This is a genomic window from Nonomuraea sp. NPDC003560 (assembly GCF_042878785.1).
GTDB lineage: Bacteria > Actinomycetota > Actinomycetes > Streptosporangiales > Streptosporangiaceae > Nonomuraea.
Map to the genome: position 1 here is coordinate 112,925 of NZ_JBIAOF010000007.1, position 16,838 is coordinate 129,762.

At 72.9% G+C, this 16,838-nt stretch carries 15 protein-coding genes; 5 read left to right on the forward strand and 10 right to left on the reverse strand.

Annotation, left to right across the window (positions count from 1 at the left end; genetic code table 11):
- Window positions 1-19 precede the first annotated feature (19 nt).
- Window positions 20-1,324 carry an MFS transporter gene (locus tag ACFYUV_RS27085; RefSeq protein WP_387672415.1) on the forward strand — a complete coding sequence of 435 codons (1,305 nt, stop codon included), beginning with the start codon at window positions 20-22 and terminating at the stop codon, window positions 1,322-1,324.
- Here the strand turns inward: ACFYUV_RS27085 and ACFYUV_RS27090 are convergent.
- The 6 genes from ACFYUV_RS27090 to ACFYUV_RS27115 all read right to left on the reverse strand — a co-directional run bounded on the left by ACFYUV_RS27090 (window position 1,317) and on the right by ACFYUV_RS27115 (window position 10,170).
- A complete protein-coding gene (locus ACFYUV_RS27090) occupies window positions 1,317-2,009 on the reverse strand; it encodes an ABC transporter ATP-binding protein (RefSeq protein WP_358291996.1) in 693 nt (230 codons plus the stop codon). The genes ACFYUV_RS27085 and ACFYUV_RS27090 overlap by 8 nt on opposite strands.
- Window positions 1,999-2,928 carry an ABC transporter ATP-binding protein gene (locus ACFYUV_RS27095; protein ID WP_352352447.1) on the reverse strand — a complete coding sequence of 310 codons (930 nt, stop codon included), beginning with the start codon at window positions 2,926-2,928 and terminating at the stop codon, window positions 1,999-2,001. Before ACFYUV_RS27095 ends, ACFYUV_RS27090 begins: the two co-directional genes overlap by 11 nt.
- Window positions 2,925-5,516: an FtsX-like permease family protein gene (locus tag ACFYUV_RS27100; RefSeq protein WP_387672419.1), complete on the reverse strand. Its 2,592-nt coding sequence runs from the start codon at window positions 5,514-5,516 to the stop codon at window positions 2,925-2,927. Before ACFYUV_RS27100 ends, ACFYUV_RS27095 begins: the two co-directional genes overlap by 4 nt.
- A complete protein-coding gene (locus tag ACFYUV_RS27105; protein ID WP_387672422.1) occupies window positions 5,513-8,572 on the reverse strand; it encodes an ABC transporter permease in 3,060 nt (1,019 codons plus the stop codon). The genes ACFYUV_RS27100 and ACFYUV_RS27105 overlap by 4 nt, the downstream gene beginning before the upstream one ends.
- 207 nt (window positions 8,573-8,779) lie before the next feature.
- Window positions 8,780-9,049 (reverse strand): 30S ribosomal protein S20, encoded by a 270-nt coding sequence (rpsT, locus tag ACFYUV_RS27110; protein ID WP_106235424.1) that lies wholly within the window; start codon window positions 9,047-9,049, stop codon window positions 8,780-8,782.
- A gap of 131 nt (window positions 9,050-9,180) precedes the next feature.
- Window positions 9,181-10,170, reverse strand: coding sequence for a hypothetical protein (locus ACFYUV_RS27115; RefSeq protein WP_387672425.1), 990 nt, complete (start codon window positions 10,168-10,170; stop codon window positions 9,181-9,183).
- Between the two features lie 55 nt (window positions 10,171-10,225).
- Between ACFYUV_RS27115 and lepA the strand changes: the two genes are divergently transcribed.
- Window positions 10,226-12,061: a translation elongation factor 4 gene (gene lepA, locus ACFYUV_RS27120; RefSeq protein WP_387672428.1), complete on the forward strand. Its 1,836-nt coding sequence runs from the start codon at window positions 10,226-10,228 to the stop codon at window positions 12,059-12,061.
- Between the two features lie 3 nt (window positions 12,062-12,064).
- On the opposite strand, the gene ACFYUV_RS27125 is transcribed toward lepA, so the two are convergent.
- Together ACFYUV_RS27125 and ACFYUV_RS27130 are read right to left on the reverse strand one after the other, a co-directional pair.
- Entirely contained in the window at window positions 12,065-12,481 is a 417-nt protein-coding gene (locus ACFYUV_RS27125) for an acyl-CoA thioesterase (protein WP_387672431.1), read from the reverse strand.
- Entirely contained in the window at window positions 12,478-12,771 is a 294-nt protein-coding gene (locus ACFYUV_RS27130; protein ID WP_364343244.1) for a hypothetical protein, read from the reverse strand. The genes ACFYUV_RS27125 and ACFYUV_RS27130 overlap by 4 nt, the downstream gene beginning before the upstream one ends.
- A gap of 76 nt (window positions 12,772-12,847) precedes the next feature.
- Between ACFYUV_RS27130 and ACFYUV_RS27135 the strand changes: the two genes are divergently transcribed.
- The gene (locus ACFYUV_RS27135) at window positions 12,848-13,330 is read left to right on the forward strand and encodes a GNAT family N-acetyltransferase (RefSeq protein ID WP_387672434.1); all 483 of its coding nucleotides are present in this window, start codon (window positions 12,848-12,850) and stop codon (window positions 13,328-13,330) included.
- A 27-nt stretch (window positions 13,331-13,357) separates the two neighbouring features.
- Here the strand turns inward: ACFYUV_RS27135 and ACFYUV_RS27140 are convergent, their stop codons facing one another.
- Both ACFYUV_RS27140 and ccmA read right to left on the reverse strand, forming a co-directional pair.
- Entirely contained in the window at window positions 13,358-14,857 is a 1,500-nt protein-coding gene (locus tag ACFYUV_RS27140) for a DUF6297 family protein (RefSeq protein WP_387672437.1), read from the reverse strand.
- Between the two features lie 55 nt (window positions 14,858-14,912).
- Window positions 14,913-15,536: a heme ABC exporter ATP-binding protein CcmA gene (gene ccmA / locus ACFYUV_RS27145; protein WP_387672440.1), complete on the reverse strand. Its 624-nt coding sequence runs from the start codon at window positions 15,534-15,536 to the stop codon at window positions 14,913-14,915.
- Between the two features lie 211 nt (window positions 15,537-15,747).
- Here ccmA and ACFYUV_RS27150 point away from each other — a divergent pair, with 211 nt between their 5' ends.
- Both ACFYUV_RS27150 and ACFYUV_RS27155 read left to right on the forward strand, forming a co-directional pair.
- Window positions 15,748-16,032 (forward strand): hypothetical protein, encoded by a 285-nt coding sequence (locus tag ACFYUV_RS27150; protein ID WP_387672443.1) that lies wholly within the window; start codon window positions 15,748-15,750, stop codon window positions 16,030-16,032.
- A gap of 111 nt (window positions 16,033-16,143) precedes the next feature.
- On the forward strand, window positions 16,144-16,776 hold the full coding sequence (locus ACFYUV_RS27155; RefSeq protein WP_387672446.1) for an MOSC domain-containing protein: 633 nt from the start codon (window positions 16,144-16,146) through the stop codon (window positions 16,774-16,776).
- Window positions 16,777-16,838 lie beyond the last annotated feature (62 nt).

The window sequence follows — 16,838 nt, forward strand, 5'->3', positions numbered from 1 at the left end:
ACGAAATACCTTCCTGGTCATGTCGTCTTCGTTGTTCGCCGGGCCCAGGAACCGGCTGCTGGCCGGACGCTGCATGTCCGCGCTGGCCACAGCCATGATCCCCACCACGCTGACCCTGGCCGTGCTGCGCGCCACGGGGTCGGGGGAGGCGCTGGGGCTGGTGCTGGCCTGCGAGATGGTGCCGTTGTTGTTGTTGCTGCCGGTCGGCGGCGTGCTGGCCGACCGCGTCCGGCCCGGACGGGTCGTGCTGCTCGCCGACCTCACACGATGCCTGGCCCAGGGGCTCATGGCGGTCGAGCTGCTGGCCGGGGTGGCCCGGATTCCCGACCTCGCCGTGTTGTCGGCGGTCTCGGGGGCGGCGATCGCGTTCGGGAGTCCGGCCGTGCCGCGGCTGGTGGTGGCGGTGGTGCCGGGGCCGGACCGGTTGCGGGTGAACGCCAGGATCGGGGTGGTGACCAGCGTGTCGGCCGTCCTGGGCCCGGCGCTCGCGGGGACGCTCACGCTGGCCGCCGGGCCCGGGTGGGCCGCGGGGGTCACGGCGACGTTGTTCGCGTGCTCGGCGCTGACCCTCGGCGGGGTCCGTACGGCTGCCGGGGGCGCAGGGCGCGAGAAGGTCGCGGAAGAGCCGAAGGCGGTCCCCGGCGGGGAGGCCGGTCGGCGGTGGGGGGTCGGGTTCGGGCGGGAGCTGGCCGAGGGGTTCGGGGAGGTCAGGAGGCGGCCGTGGTTCCTGGCCTGTGTGCTGTCGCACGGCGTGTGGCACTTCATGGCCGGGTTGTTCCTCACCCTGGGGCCGGTGGCGGCCGTGCAGCGGCTGGGAGGCGAGACCGGTTGGATGATCATCGTGCAGAGCGGCACGGTCGGGCTGCTGGCGGGGGTGCTGGTCGCGCCGCGGTTGCCGGTGCGCAGGCCGCTGGTCGCCGTTCAGGTGGGGGCCGCGCTCTATCTGCTGCCGATGGTGGCGTTGCCGGTGGCGGTGGGGTTCGGGCTGTCGGCCGTGGTGGTCGCGGTGGCGTACTTCGTGGCCATGGTGGGGCTCGGGGTGCTCAGCCCGTTGTGGGAGACGGTGGTGGCCGAGGAGATCCCGGAGGGGGCGTTGGGCCGGGTGCGTTCGTTCGACCAGTTCATCTCGTTCGCGGCGCGGCCGGTGGGGCTGGCCGTCGCGGCGCCGCTGGCGGGCGTGACCGGGATGGGGGTGCTGATGGTCACCGGCGGGGTGGTGGTCGCCGTCGCCAACCTCGCCGCCGTGGCGCGCTCGCCCAGGCCCGCGCCCGCTCCGCCCGCCGGTGAGCGGGCGGAGCGGGCAGAGGAGGGGCGGGTCAGGTGAGGGAGGGTTCCCGGACGACGCCGTCGCTGATCTCCAGCACCCGGTCCGCCAGCGTGATCAGGTTGGGGTCGTGCGTGGCGACCAGCGCCGTCACCCCCTCGCTGCGCACCAGCGCGCGCAACAGCTCCATGATCTGCCGCCCGGTCTGCGAGTCGAGCTGCCCCGTCGGCTCGTCGGCCACCAGCAGCTTGGGCCGGTTGCCCAGGGAGCGGGCGATCGCCACCCGCTGCCGCTGCCCGCCCGACAGCTCGTACGGCCGCTGGTTCATGTGCTTGTCCAGCCCCACCAGCGCCAGCAGCAGCCGGACCCGCTCCTCCCGCTCGGCGGACGGCACGCGGGCCAGCCGCATCGGCACCCCCACGTTCTCGGCCGCCGACAGCACGGGGATCAGCCCGAACGACTGGAACACGAAGCCCACCACGTCCCGGCGCAGCGCCAGCAGGGCGTCCTCGGACATGGACGTGACCTCGTGCCCGGCGACGACGACCCGTCCGGCGTCCGGACGGTCCAGGCCGCCGATCTGGTTGAGCAGCGTGGTCTTGCCCGACCCCGAACGTCCGCGGACCGCCACCAGCTCGCCGGGGAACACCTCGAAGGACACCTCGCGCAGCGCGACGACCTCCTTGGGGCCGCTCCGGTAGACCTTGCGGACCCCCTCCACCACGACCAGGGGCTCATTGCTCATGGGAGGGCTCCTCTCGGGCGGGCCAGACGCCGATGTGGTCGGATTCGAGTTCGAGGCGCACCCGGCGTTCCATGTCCAGGGCGTTCATGAAGTCGCGGGGGAGCTGCAGGCGGCCCACCCGGTCCAGCACGGCGTACTCCTCGGCGACGATCTGCCCCTCGGCGCCCTCGCGCCGCAGCGTCTCGCTGCTGGTACGTCCGTCGCGGATGCCCACGGTGCGGTCCACCTGCTCCGACACCAGCGGGTCGTGGGTCACGATGACCACGGTCACGCCGAGCTCCCGGTTCGCCTTGCGCAGGGAGTCGAAGACCTGCTCGGACGTCTCGCTGTCCAGCTCGCCGGTGGGCTCGTCGGCCAGGATGAGCTGCGGCTCGTTGGCCAGGGCGACGGCGATGGCGACCCGCTGCTGCTCGCCGCCCGACATCTCGGGCGTGCGGCGGTCGGCGCAGTAGCCGACGCCGAGGAGCTCCAGCAGCTCGCCGGCGCGGGCGCGGCGCGCCCGGCCGCCGCCGGCCAGCTTCATGGGCAGCTCGACGTTCTCCCTGGCGGTCAGGTACGGCAGCAGGTTGCGCGCGGTCTGCTGCCAGATGAAGCCCACCACGGACCGCCGATAGCGCAGCCGGTCCTTGGCGGTCATCGCCAGCAGGTCGGTGCCCGCGACCCTGGCCACCCCCGCGGTCGGCACGTCGAGCCCCGACAGCACGTTGAGCAGCGTGGACTTGCCCGACCCGGACGCGCCGACGATGGCCACCAGCTCGCCCTTGTCGATCACCAGGTCGAGGCCCTGCAGGGCGACGACCTCGACGCCCTCGGTCTTGTAGATGCGCACCAGGTTGTCGCAGACGATGTGCGCGTCGGCGCCGAACGCGGTCTTCTCCCGCGTGGCCTTGGCTTCCAGCTCTGACAGGGTCGGGTTCATGTGAGGTCCCCCACTCGAAGGACGGCGCCGAGGCTGCGACGGCGGCTGATGGCGGTGTGCGTGTACGCGCCGAGCACGGCCACGACGGCCAGCCCGGCCGCCAGCGCGGTCGGCGTGATCAGGTCTAGGGAGTAGTCGCCGACGGGCAGGTCGCCGGCGTAGGAGGACAGGTCGACGCCGGGCCCGAGCGCCGCGGGCAGCCCGAGGCCGAGCAGCAGGCCGGCCAGGGCGGTCAGCAGGATCATCGGCATGATCTCCAGGACGGTGAGCCGCTGCGCCTGCCGGTCCGACAGACCCAGCGTGCGCAGGAACGACAGCGCCCTGGCCCGGTCGGCCGCGCCGATCACCAGCGAGAGGATGACGGCGACCAGCGCGTACGCGGCCAGCGACACCGTGACCACGACCAGCGTGGTGCGCACGGTGCTGGTCAGCGGGTCGTCCTGGATGGCGGCCAGGGCCAGCGACTGGGACTCCACGGTGCTGAGCGGGACCAGCGGGCGCAGCTGGTCGAGCGCGGGGTTGCCGCGGATGAGCAGGGTGTTCACGGCGGGCCGCACGAGCGAGTCCATCGGCAGGATCATGAACTTGCCCTGGTTGTAGAAGCCGGGCACGGAGGTGATCACACCGCCCTCGGGGACCTTGAGCCGCGACTGCCAGCCGATCTCGTACGTGCCCCGCCCCTTGAGGTCGGGCGAGACGAAGGCGCCGCTCCCGGCGGGCACGCCGATCGGCGCCCCCGCCAGCAGCCGCCGCCACTCGGGCAGGTCCACGGCGATGGCCTCGGCGCGTTCGGCGCCGTACCCGACCTGGACCCGGCCGGTCTGCGCGAGCACGACCTGCTCGACGCCGGCGACCTTGCGCACCCGCTCGATCACGTCGGCCGGGATCTCGACCCGGGACGTGATCCTGACCGGCGCGCCCACCTGCTGCCAGGACGCCAGCCGCTGCGTGCTCACCAGGCCGTCGGAGATCACCGCGGCGAAGACCGACACGCCGAGCGCGGGCAGCAGGATCAGCACCGGCAGCACCGACGCGGAGCGCGCCCTGGCCGCCCTGGTCAACCCCAGGAACGGCACGGCACCGGGCCGCCGCGCGGTCAGCCGGACGAGCAGCCGCAACGGGTACGGGTAGCAGCGCAGGATGATCACCGCAGCGGCGAGCGTCAGCGCGATCGGCACCACCAGCAGGAACGGGTCGAACCCGGCCGAGGCGGCCAGCCCGCGGGTGCGCAGCAGGTACGCCCCGGCCAGCGCGAGCACCACGACCAGCACCTCCAGCGTGAGCCGGCGCGCGGACGGGCGGGCGGTGCTGACGTCCGCGCGCTGCTCGTGCAGCGGCACCCGGTGGGTGACCGCCAGCCCGGCGGCGGTGAACCCGACGGCGGCCAGCACCACCAGCAGCGGCCCGACGTGCACGATCGGCAGCACGGGCCCGGGGACGAACCAGGACAGCGCGTACCCGGCGAGCCCGGAGGGCACGACGGCGAGCGCGGTCAGCGCCGCGCCGGTGCCCGCCACCTGCACGAGCGACCCGCCACGCGCCCGCGTCAGCGCCAGCGTCTGGTCGAGCCGGCCGGAGAGCAGCTGCACCGCCAGCACGATCACGCCGACCGCGACCAGCAGCAGCCCGCCGAGCACCAGGTACATCACGGTCTGCGCGGTGGACTGGGCGGCCAGGAAGTCCGTCAGCAGCTTGGCCAGCGCGGTCAGCACCCGGTACGGGCTGTACGAGCCCGACGCCTGCAACCCGATCACCCGCTCGAACTCGCTGAGTGCCGCCTGGACGTCGGTCGCGGCCAGCGCGTCGGCCTTGTCCGGGGCGATGGGGAGCACCCAGTAGTAGGACAGGTTGCGCCCGTCGCCGCTGAGCGCGGTCAGCCCGTCGTCGGACATGATCGTCGTGATGTGCTTCTCGAACTCCAGCTTGCCCGGCGGCAACATCCTGGTGACGGTCAGGATGTCGCTGTTGTGGCTCCAGTAGCGGTCGTCGGCCTTCTTGGCCCTGAACGCGCCGACCAGCTTCACCGCCACGTAGTGGCTCTCGCCGAGCACCTTGACCTGGCCGATCTTCAGGTCCATCGCGGTCAGCGCGGACTCGACCAGGCCCACCTCGATGAGCGGGATCGTCTCGCCCTCGAAGCGCATGGTCGAGGGCTTGCCCGGCGCCTGGCCCTGGACCCAGTCCACCCGCCGGTCGGCGTCGGACAGCCAGCCGAGGTTCATGAACATGGTGCCGCCCGAGCCGTGGATCGGGGTGACCTCGGTCTTGGCGCTCATGTGGCTGTCGCCCGTGCCGGCGGGCACCACCAGCGGCCGCAGCGCCGGGGGCAGGAGCTGACGCCAGCGCCGGTCCCTGGACTCGAACTGCTCGCGCTCGTGCAGGTCCTCTTCCTTCGACATCGACCCGACGGTCACGGTCAGGTCGGCCTGCTCGGCGGGCGCGGTCCTGAGCGCCTCGCGCAGCGCCTGGTCGAACGACGACTGCATCGCCCTGGGCAGCCCCGCGACGAGCAGGCAGGCGCTCAGCGTCAGCACGAAGAGCACGGCCACCGCGCCCAGGTGCGTGCGGGCCAGCAGAGGGATCCTCACTGTTCCTCCCGAATGCCGAGACCCTGCCTGCGCAGGTTGCGCGCCAGTCCGGCGACGATGGCGAGCAGCACAGCGGCCACTCCGGCGAGCATGGCGCCCGTGGCGCCCCACGGAATGTCGAGCACCACGCCGGGGGTGACCGCCGACGCCTGCCCGGTCAGCACGATGTGCGGCACCACGAGCATGCCCACGACCACGGCCAGCCCGGTCCCGGCCGCCAGTGACAGCGCGATCACGAACGTCTGCTCGATCGCCAGCATCCCGAACATCTGCCGGGAGTTCACGCCGAGCGCCCGCAGGATCGCGAACTCGTTCATCCGCTCGCGGGCCGCGACCGCCGCGTTGACCAGGAAGCCGAGCGCCGCGAACACCAGCGCCGCGAGGAAGCCCAGCATCAGCGCGCCCTGGAGGCCGCTGGCCAGCGGGTCGTCCTGCATCTTGGCGGCCAGGGCGCGCTGGTCGATCGCGGTGACGTCCCATGCGGGGCGGCTGGTGAGCGCCGCCGCCGCCCGGCCGTCCGGGGTGGCGAGCCACCACTCGGTGGCGGGCCTGGGCAGTTGCGCCGCCGCCAGATCCTGTGCCTGCATCGTCCCCCAGTCGGCCAGTACGGCGTGTTGCCCGGCGGTCGTCGTCGGCATCGTCTCCACGACGGCCACGACCTTGACGTCCATGACCCTGCGGTCGATGCTGGCCCGTCCCACCTGGCCGACGCCCAGCTTGAGCGACTCGGACAGGCCGGCGGTGAGCACCACGGGCAGCGGCCCCTGAACCGGCGGCGACCCGAAGACGGCCGTCGCGGGCTGCCGCCCGGCCGCCTTCACCGACACGGCGGGCGCGGTCACCGGCCGCCCGTCGGCGCTGATCCCGGTCACCGTCAGACTCCCGCTGCCGGAGGCCGGCGCGCTCACGACCAGCCCGCGCAACGACAGCGGGTACGTGATCTTCCCGCTCCGTCCCGCCAGCGCCGCGAGGTCCACGTCGAGGGTGTTCTCGCCCTTCTTCAGCACGCCCAGCGACACGTCGCGCCACACCCCGAGCGCGTCGGACAGGACCAGCCGAACCGGCAGGTCGTCGTCGGCCGTGGCGCGCAGGGTGAGCGCGGCCGGCTGTCCCGGCAGGTCCAGTTTGCCCGCCTGCGGCCCGGTCAGCGCCCGGGAGATCTCCGCGATGGGCCGGTCGGCCAGGTCGGGACGGAGCTGGAACAGCGTGCCGAGCTTGGCCGCGTCGATCCCGATGAGGATGGCGTTCTCGCTGCTGACCTCGGTCTGGCCGCGGAAGACGGGCGAGGCGGCGGTCACGCCGGGCAGGGCGGTGAACGCCGTGCCGCGGCCCAGCGGGCCGAGCTCCGGGGCGTCCGGCGGGCCGGACAGGCGCAGGTCGGCGCCGGCCTGGTGGCGGGCCTGGTCGAGCTGGGAACCACGCCAGGTGGCGGCGGTGGCCATGGACACGATGCCGATGGCGATGGCCATGGTGAGCAGCAGCGCGGGGCCGGCGTACTTGAGCGGGCGCCTGCTGACCTGCCACGCGCCGAGCGCCGGGGCGAGGGACGGGCGCCTGGAGGTGATCCGCTCGGCCACCGCGGAGATGCGCGGGACCAGCCGCAGGCCGAGCATGCCGCCGGTGAGCAGGGCCAGCGCGGGACCGGAGATGATCAGCGGGTCGATGCCGAGCCCGCCGCCCGCGGTCGTGGTGACCGGCGCGCCGTAGTGCTGGAGCTGCCAGATCGCGAGGCCGGCCACGACCAGCAGCGCGACGTCGGCGCCCGCGCGCTGGATCAGCCCGCGCCCGCCGCCGCGCCCGCGCGCCGACTGCTCCTCCACGTACGTGCGCCGCGCGCCCGCCAGCGCGGGCAGCACCAGCAGCACCGCGGAGGCCACGGCCACGGCCACCGACACCAGGAACGTGCCCAGGCCGACCGAGGGGTCGAGCCGCACGCCCGACGCCTTGATCCAGGGCAGCCGGCTCACCAGCCCGAGCAGCGGCGGCCCGAGCAACGGCGCGACGATCGCGCACGGGAGCGCGACCAGCATCGCCTCGCCCCCGGCCAGCGCGGCCAGCCGCAGCGTGCCCGCGCCGCGCGAGCGCAGCAACGCCACCTCCATGCGCCGGTGGTCGGCCAGCAGCCGCGCGGTGAGCATCAGCGCGTACGCCGCCAGCAGCAGCAGTTGCAGCACCGGGATGAGCATGGTCGAGCGGGCGACCAGGGAGGCGGTGTCGAGCTGGGTGAGCATCTCGGGCAGGCGGCTGGTGGTCACGCAGCTCGGGCAGTCGCCGGCCTTCAGGTGCGCGCCCACCTCGCCGACCGCCGCGGCCAGCGGGCGCAGCTGGGCCGGCGTCAGCGAGCGCAGGTCGGGCTCGGCGGTCCAGGTGGCGTTCACGTTGGTGGCGAAGCGGCCGATGAACGTCTCGCGCGAGACCATCAGCGGCCCGTACGTGGTGAAGTCGCCGCGTTCGACGCCCCTGCTGAGCAGTGTCTCCCCGGTCCAGCGCTCGCCGAAGGGGTCGTCGAGCTGGAACACGCCGGTGATGCGCACCTGGACGGGCTCCGGCGACAACCGCCCCACGGTGGTCAGCTCCTGGCCGACCTTGAACCCGGCCGCCGAGGCCGCCGACAGCGAGACCGCCGCCTCCACCCGGCCGTCGGCGGCCTTGGGCCAGGCGCCGGAGACGAGCTTGGCGTGCTGGTCGAGGCCGTCGTAGCTGCCGAACCTGAGCAGCTCGGGCCGCTCCTGCTGCTCCTGGCCGGGCATGGCGTAGGAGTCGGAGCGGAAGCTCGTGGTGAGCGCCGGCGCCTTGGTGTACGCCTTGGCCAGCTCGGCGCGCACCGCCCGGTCGTAGACGGGGAACGTCTTGTCCGTGACCGGCGCGCTGATCGTCGCGGACGTCTGGCGCAGGGAGGCGGTCTCCATCGTCCTGCGCACGCCGGCGTCGGCGATGGAGGAGGCGTACATGGTGAGCGCCACCAGCGTGGTGGTGGCGAGCAGGATCGAGCCGAACGCGGCCAGGAGGAGCAAAGGCTCGCTGAACGCCCGTTTGACGACCAACGGCCCCCGCATGTGTCCCCCTTCGTCCGTTTAGGTGAACCCTCACGGAGAGGGCGGACGGGAGGCAAGGTGATCTTGTTAAGGGATGCTCAGCCGATACCCCGCGGCGATGCCGATGTGATATCGAAACTGTGACAGAAAGTGCACAAAACCAAGAACGCCGCACCCCGAGAAGGAGTGCGGCGTCAGCGCTCGCCCGGGTGTCCGGGCGGCAGGAGCTTACTTGGCAGCCAGCGCGGCAGCCTGCTTGGCGATCGCCGACTTGCGGTTGGCGGCCTGGTTCTTGTGGATGACGCCCTTGCTGACGGCCTTGTCGAGCTGGCGGGCGGCGACGCGCTGCAGCGCCGCGGCCTGCTCGACGTCGCCCTGCTCGGCGGCCTCGCGGAACTTGCGGACGGCCGTCTTCAGAGAGGACTTGACCGCCTTGTTGCGCAGACGCGCCTTCTCGTTCTGCTTGTTGCGCTTGATCTGGGACTTGATGTTCGCCACGAAGAAGCCTCGGTGAAAGTCTAAGGATGGATGGGGCGCGCGGGCTCGATGAGAGGGCGCGCCACACGCAAGTGAACAGGGTACCAATAACCCAGGTGGCTGCTCAAATCAACGCCCCGGGTGTTCTCAGTTTAGGCCAGCCAGCGGGTCATGTACTCCGTCCAGTCCTCTTCGGTGGCGGCGAAGTCGACGTACAGGGCCAGGCCGAAGCGTTCGCGGCGGCCATGATCGGACAGGGCCAGCCGGGCGCCCTCGGCGGCCATCGCCACGCTCTCGGCGGCGTCCAGCCAGGGCAGGCCGTGGTCGTGGTAGGCGGGGGCGCCGACGAACAGGGACTTGCCCTCCGGGACGAGGTCGAGGGCGAGCGTGGCCTGCCTGGCCACGTAGCCGCCGTAGAGGGACTGGGCGGGCGCCCCCGAGTCGTACGTCATGATCGCGACCTGGTCCACCCGGTTCACGACCTCCCGGAAGTAGCCCTGCGACCAGTATTTGTCGTGGCCCAGGACGAGCCTGCCCGCCGGGCGCATGAGGGGATAGGGCTCGATCTGCGGGGTCGAGGTGGACAGCAGCTTCGTGTGCGTCCTCGTCCGGTCCAGCAGGTCGAGGAACTCCTTGTCGCCGTCGCCGATCGGCTCGAAGTTGTAGTGGACGCCGTCGTAGCCCGCCTTCATGACGGCGGCCACGCCGGCCAGGACGTTCGCCCGGGACCGGGCGTCGTCGAGGTCGAGGCCGTTCTTGACGGACTGGCCCAGCCAGGCGGAGACGCGGACGCCGGGCAGGTGCCGATGCATCCAGGTCACGAAATCTGCGGCTTTGGGGTACTTGGCGGGATCAAGGCGGCCGTCCCACTCGAACGGGCCGGAATGGACGTACACGTCCTTGATTCCGGTGGTGCGCAGACGGACGGCGAGTTGTTCCATGTCCCGCTCCGTACGGCGGCCGTCGACCCAGGCGTGGCCGAGCCAGAGGGCGTCGTTGCCGGTGCTCTTCGCCCAGGCCGCCGGGGCACCGGTAAACTGGAGACGGAGCGCGACGGCGAGCAGGCCGGCCAGCGCCACCACGACGGCCAAGGCCAGCGCGACCAGGCGCAGGCCGCGGCGGACGACGGTCCGGATAATCATCTGGGCATGTCACCATGAAAGACGCTTGACCTCAACCCTGTCGAAACGGACTTCGGTGCGCACTCAGCCTGGCCAGACCGACCCCGCGTTGATCCGCAACTTCTGCATCATCGCGCACATCGACCATGGCAAATCGACCCTTGCCGACCGGATGCTGCAGATCACCGGCGTGGTCGACGACCGCTCCATGCGCGCCCAGTACCTCGACCGGATGGACATCGAGCGCGAACGCGGCATCACGATCAAGTCGCAGGCCGTGCGGCTGCCCTGGGACGGCCACGTCCTCAACATGATCGACACCCCCGGGCACGTCGACTTCACCTACGAGGTGTCCCGGTCGCTGCAGGCGTGCGAGGGCGCGATCCTGCTGGTCGACGCCGCGCAGGGCATCGAGGCGCAGACCCTGGCCAACCTCTACCTGGCCATGAACGCCGACCTGCACATCATCCCGGTGCTCAACAAGATCGACCTGCCCGCGGCCCAGCCGGAGAAGTTCGCCGAGGAGCTGGCCGGCCTGATCGGCTGCGACCCCTCCGACGTGCTCAAGGTGTCGGGCAAGACCGGCGTGGGCGTGCGCGAGCTGCTCGACCACGTGGTGGCGACCGTCCCGGCGCCCGTGGGCCAGGCCGACGCCGCCGCGCGGGCGCTGATCTTCGACTCCGTCTACGACACCTACCGCGGCGTCGTGACGTACGTCAGGGTCATCGACGGCCATCTGAGCAAGCGCGAGCGCATCCTCATGATGTCCACCAACGCCACGCACGAGACGCTGGAGATCGGCGTCATCTCGCCCGAGCCCAAGCCCGCCGAGCGCGGCCTCGGCGTCGGCGAGGTGGGCTACCTGATCACCGGCGTGAAGGACGTGCGCCAGTCGCGCGTGGGTGACACCGTCACCTCCTCGGTCAAGCCCGCCAAGGAGATGCTGGCCGGCTACGAGCACCCCAAGCCGATGGTGTTCTCCGGGCTCTACCCGATCGACGGCGACGAGTACCCCGAGCTGCGCGAGGCGCTCGACAAGCTCCAGCTCAACGACGCCGCGCTGATCTACGAGCCGGAGACCTCGGCCGCGCTCGGCTTCGGCTTCCGCGTCGGCTTCCTCGGCCTGCTGCACATGGAGATCGTGCGCGAGCGGCTGGAGCGCGAGTTCGGCCTGTCGCTGATCTCCACCGCGCCCAACGTGGTCTACCGCGTGGTCATGGAGGACGGCAAGGAGCTCACGGTCACCAACCCGTCCGAGTTCCCGACGGGCGGCAAGATCGCGCAGGTCTTCGAGCCGGTCACCAAGTCCACGATCCTGGCGCCGGCCGAGTTCATCGGCGCCATCATGGAGATCTGCCAGGGGCGGCGCGGCCAGCTCCTCGGCATGGACTACCTGTCCGAGGACCGCGTCGAGATCCGCTACACGCTGCCGCTCGGCGAGATCATCTTCGACTTCTTCGACCAGCTCAAGTCGCGCACCCGCGGCTACGCCTCGCTCGACTACGAGCCCGCCGGCGAGCAGGAGGCCGAGCTGGTCAAGGTCGACATCCTGCTGCAGGGTGAGGCCGTCGACGCCTTCAGCGCGATCGTCCACAAGGACAAGGCCTACTCCTACGGCGTCGACATGGCCAAGAAGCTGCGCGAGCTGATCCCGCGGCAGCAGTTCGAGGTGCCGATCCAGGCCGCCATCGGCGCCCGGGTCATCGCCCGCGAGAACATCAGGGCCATCCGCAAGGACGTCCTGGCCAAGTGTTACGGCGGTGACATCTCCCGTAAGCGCAAGCTGCTGGAGAAGCAGAAGGAAGGCAAGAAGCGGATGAAGATGGTCGGCCGCGTCGAGGTGCCCCAGGAGGCCTTCGTCGCCGCGCTGTCCACCGACTCCAGCGCCGCCGCCGACAAGAGCAAGAAGTAGCCGCTACAGGCCCAGCACGGCGGGCGTTCGCGCGAGCGCCCGCCAGTGCGTGCCCGGGTCGGGGAGCAGGCGGCGGGCCCGCAGGTCCATCAGGCCGCCGACGCCGGTCAGCTCGGCGGCCAGCTCGCCGTCCGCGCCCCTGAACTCCTGCCTGATCCGGAACGTCTTCCCTTCGCCCCACTCGAACGCGCAGGTCACCTCAACCTCGTCGCCGGCGCGCAGCTCGCGGTGGAAGCGGATGGTGTTCTCCAGCGTCACCGGACCGACGCCGGCCTCCCGCAGGTCGTCGGTCGAGATGCCGGCCGCGCGCAGGCACTCCCAGCGGGCGTGGTCGCCGTACTGGTGGTAGACCACGTTGTTGAGGTGGCCCTGGGTGTCGAGCTCGTAGCCGCGTACGGCGATGCGTACCGAGAAGGTCATGATCGTTCCTCCAGCCAGGCGTGCGATTTGGCGGTGAGGTAGCGCAGGCCGTCGTCGCCGAGCTCCACCCAGTCGCCGCGGGCCCAGCCGCCCGTGGTCTGGGGGGCGAAGCCGTGCCGCTGGAACAGCGCCGACGCCTCCTTCTGGGTGAGACCGCGGCGGCCCCACTCCGCGATGACCCGGGCCGTGCGCTCGGCCTCGCCCAGTTCCTCGTCGCCCAGGGCGGCGGCCAGCTCCTCCAGGCCGCGTGCCATCAGACGCAGCGAGGCCTGCACGCGGGCGATGTCCATCGGCGCTCCCTCATCGCTGTTCGATTGCTACCGATAGCTTAGCGATGGCAGCGGATACCCTGAAAGGGTGGAAGTGGTGCGTACGGAACGAATGGTCCTCTCCCGGATCCGCCCGGAGGACCTCGAAGCCGTGCACGAGATCCACTCCGACCCGCGCACGAACGTCTACAGCTCCGCCGGGCCCACCGTCGACCTGGAGGCCAGCCGGGTCATGCTCGACCTGTGGCTGGCCGACTGGGCGGACCGGGGGATCGGCTACTGGGCCGCCCGGCTGGCCGAGGGCTCGCAGGTGCTGGGCGTCGGCGGCCTGCGGCACGCGGCCCTGGACGGTGAGGACGTGCTCCACCTGTACTACCGTTTCCGCCCCACCGCCTGGGGCCACGGGTACGCGGTCGAGCTCGCCAGGGCGGCCCTGCGCGTCGGGCGCGACCTGGGCACCGTGGTGGCCCTGATCGGGGACGGCAACGAGCCGTCCCGCCGGGTGGCGGAGAAGGCGGGCCTGCACAGGGAGCGCACGATCCCGTACGGCGGCGTGCCGAGCGACCTCTACGTCGCCTGACCCGCCCGAGAGCGGTCGCCTGACCGCTCAGAGGCGGGCACGCCCGCCAGGACGGGGCCGCACCAGGACGCCCGCCAGCGCCACCAGGCCGGCCACCGCCTGGGCCGCCAGGAACCCGCCCGGCGCGGCCGGCCCGGTGGCCAGCGCGACCACCGCGGGCAGGCAGCCGAGCAGCGCCAGGTCGGCGCCCGTCGCCGCCCACAACACCGGGCCGGTCGGGACCGCGCCGCCCGGAGTGTCGATGACCGGCATCGAATGGTCGACCGGCCCCCTCCTGGCCATCCGCAACGCGCCGGCCGCGAGCGCGGGCGCAGTGAGCAGCCCGAACACCCACGTGCCGGACGGAAGGCCGCCCGCCGCCGCGACACCGGCCAGGGCCAGGGCCGCCCACACGCCGCCCAGCAGGCCGGGCAGCAGCGCCCGCGCCGCCAGCGCCGGACGCCGGCCCACGCCGGTCAGCCGGGCCAGGGCGGGGTTGTCGGCGTCCCGGCGCGTCCCGGACGTGCCGGACGCCGCCACCGCCAGCGCCCCGCCCAGCACGACCAGCCCGAGAGCCGCCGGAGCGGCGCCCGCCTGGGCGAACACGGCGGGCAACGCCGCGCTCGCCGCCGTGGCCGCCAGCCGCCAGGGCCGGCGGCCGAGCCGCACCCAGTCCTGCCAGGCCAGCGCGAGCGGCGCCGGCAGCCCCGGCCACGGCCGCGAGGCGAGCTTCCTGGCCCGCCAGTGGTTGTCCTCGGCGATCCAGGTCAGCGCGCCGGGATCGAGGGTGACGGCGGCACTGGTGACGTGCCCGGCCCGGGTGGAGGCGGTCAGCAGCAGCCGGGTGGGGATGGCGGCCAGCGACCCCCACGCCCGGCGGGCCAGGACGGCGGCGAGCGCGGCCATGGCCGACGCCGTTGCGGCCAGCGCGGGCAGGGGCGCGTTCGCGGCGGCCGCGAGCGCCGTACGGGCCTGCCCGCTGACGGCGACCACGGCCAGCACCAGGAGCGCGACCAGCACGCCCGTCAGCCACAGGTTCCAGGTAGGGGAGGACTGGGCGAGCATCGCCAGCGCCATGCCCGCCACGCTCGCCGCCGTCGCCACCGCCAGGGCGGCCAGCAGCCGCCACACCAGCGCGCCGGGCGCGCCGAGCGCCGCCAGCAGCCCGATCCCGAGCAGCAGCCCCGCCACCAGCGCGACGGCCATGAGCACCCGCCCGGAACGCCCGAGCAGCCGCCGCCGGTCCAGCGGCGAGGTCAGCAACCAGGACGCCTCCGCCGCCGGCACCATCACCGGCCCGGCCGCCCGCGCCAGCGCCAGGCAGCCCGCGAACCCCAGCAGCACCAGGGCGACCCCGGCGCCCATCCGCCCCGGCTCGGCCGTCCCGCCCAGGCCGGAGACCACCGAGGACAGCGGCTGCCCGACGACGGCGAGCAGCATGCACAGGCCGAACAGGCTGACGTAACGATCGATCAGCCCGGCCGGGGCGCGCCCGCGCGCCCGGACGAACGCCCGCACCGACCGCACGCTCACCTCGCCCGCGCTCACCGCCCGCCCGCCTTCCCCGTCAGGCCGGTCTCCCGGACGACGGCGTCGTGGCCGCTCATGCGGGCACCCCGGCGGGGGAGACCCGGCGGGCGGCGTCGGCCAGGGCCTGGTCGTGGGTGGCCATCACCACGGTGCCGCCCTCGCCTGCGTACTCCTCCAGCAGCTCCCCGAGCCGGACGCGGAAGGCCGCGTCGAGGCCGCGTTCTGGCTCGTCGAGCAGCAGCAGCGTGCTCGGCCTGAGCAGCGTGGCGGCCAGGCACAGGCGCTGGCGCTGGCCGGTGGACAGGTTGAGCGGCGGCGCGTCGGCCCGCTCGGTCAGCGCGAACTCCTCCAGCGCCGAGTCCACCGTCATGCGCGCCTCGGCGTACACGGCGCCCATGAGCTCCAGGTGCTCGCGCGCCGTCAGCCCCGGGTACCAGGCGGGCTCGTCGCCGAGCAGCGCCACCCGGCGCCAGAAGGGCGCGTCGTCGGCGGGCTCGGCGCCGAACACGCGGACCTCGCCGGAGGTGGCGGGCTGGAGGCCGGCCAGGCAGCGCAGCAACGTGGACTTGCCCGATCCGTTGGGCCCGACGACCGCCACGATCTCACCCGGCTCGACGGCCAGGTCGAGGCTCCGGAGCACGGGATTGCCCCCGAGCTCGACGGACAGGTCCGCGACTTCGATGATCAAACCGCTCACCGTTCGAGCGTAGCCACCCCGCCGGCCGCCCGCGCGACCGGTCTCCAGGGCCTTGCCCCCGCCTTCCCGGAGCCCTCCCCGAGCCTTCCCGGGGGCTTTCCGGGGCGGGAGAGCCGATTCTGTCGGTGCCGGTCGCTACCTTTGCTGTTCCCGAACACCAGTGCTACTGGAGGGTGACGTGATTGCTTCTGAGCGATTCGAGCGTGCCGCTGTGCTGGGAGTGGCCGTGGCGGAGGAGACCAGGCGGCTGCTGCGGCTTCACCTGAGACCCGCCGAGGTGGGCGGCGACGGCAGGGTGGTGGTCGACGTGCCCTATCCCGACGCGGTGGTGGTGGCGGCGCTGCTCGACGTCGCGGCCGAATGTTTCGGCGAACGCGGCGGCTCGGTCGAGGAGACCAGGCAGGCGGCCCTGGAGACCCTGTTACAGCTGGCCGAGTTCGACGCCGAGTCCCAGCTCGCCCGGGTGGCGCCGGAGCCCGGCGACAGGCACGGGTGACGGCTCGGCGAACAGGCCGAATGGGCACATGTCCGTACTTCTCTGTTGGTAGGGCGGGAAAGGCGGAAAAATCGGTGCGTCGCGGGCCCGTTCGTCCGCTACCGTCGCGGCATGCGCATCCTCTCCGTCAACGTCGGGCTGTCGTCCGACGCGGAATGGGCCGGCAAGCTCGGCCGTACGGCGATCGACAAGCGGGCCGTGCCCCACCGGGTGGAGGTGCTGCGCAACGGCCTGGCCGGCGACGAGCGGGCCGACACGCCCAACCACGGCGCCCCTACCCACGCCGTCTACGCCTACGCCCGCGAGGACTACGACTGGTGGCAGGGCGAGCTCGGCCGCGACCTGCGCGACGGCCGCTTCGGGGAGAACCTGACCACCGCCGGCCTCGACGTCAACGGCGCCCTCGTGGGCGAGCGGTGGCGCGTCGGCAGCGCCCTGCTGGAGGTCACCGGCCCGCGCATCCCCTGCGTGGTGTTCCGCAACTGGATGGACGAGCCGGGCTGGCTCAAGCGCTTCACGCGCGCCGCGCGGCCGGGCGCCTACCTGGCCGTGGTCGAACTGGGCGAGCTGGGCGCGGGCGACGAGGTGGAGATCGTCTCGCGCCCGGAGACCGGGATGACCGTGGCGGACGCCTTCCGCGCCCGCCACGGCGACGCCGACGCGCTGGCCCGGGTGCTCGCGGTCCCCGGCCACGCCCCGGAATGGGACGAGCTGGCCGCCCGTGCGGGCCAGGCGAGCGAGTAGGGACCGCCCACCCGGCCGGGCGTCCGTCCAGAGAGCGCTCACCCGGCCGGGCGTCCGTCTGG

What these genes read in the sequence shown, in the direction of transcription:
- ACFYUV_RS27130 (WP_364343244.1), bottom strand. Translation starts at nt 12,771, where the DNA reads ATGGACATCGCCCGCGTGCAGGCCTCGCTGCGTCTGATGGCACGCGGC.
- ACFYUV_RS27115 (WP_387672425.1), bottom strand. Translation starts at nt 10,170, where the DNA reads ATGATTATCCGGACCGTCGTCCGCCGCGGCCTGCGCCTGGTCGCGCTG.
- ACFYUV_RS27090 (WP_358291996.1), bottom strand. Translation starts at nt 2,009, where the DNA reads ATGAGCAATGAGCCCCTGGTCGTGGTGGAGGGGGTCCGCAAGGTCTAC.
- ACFYUV_RS27085 (WP_387672415.1), top strand. Translation starts at nt 20, where the DNA reads ATGTCGTCTTCGTTGTTCGCCGGGCCCAGGAACCGGCTGCTGGCCGGA.
- ACFYUV_RS27105 (WP_387672422.1), bottom strand. Translation starts at nt 8,572, where the DNA reads ATGCGGGGGCCGTTGGTCGTCAAACGGGCGTTCAGCGAGCCTTTGCTC.
- ACFYUV_RS27125 (WP_387672431.1), bottom strand. Translation starts at nt 12,481, where the DNA reads ATGACCTTCTCGGTACGCATCGCCGTACGCGGCTACGAGCTCGACACC.
- ACFYUV_RS27155 (WP_387672446.1), top strand. Translation starts at nt 16,144, where the DNA reads ATGCGCATCCTCTCCGTCAACGTCGGGCTGTCGTCCGACGCGGAATGG.
- ACFYUV_RS27095 (WP_352352447.1), bottom strand. Translation starts at nt 2,928, where the DNA reads ATGAACCCGACCCTGTCAGAGCTGGAAGCCAAGGCCACGCGGGAGAAG.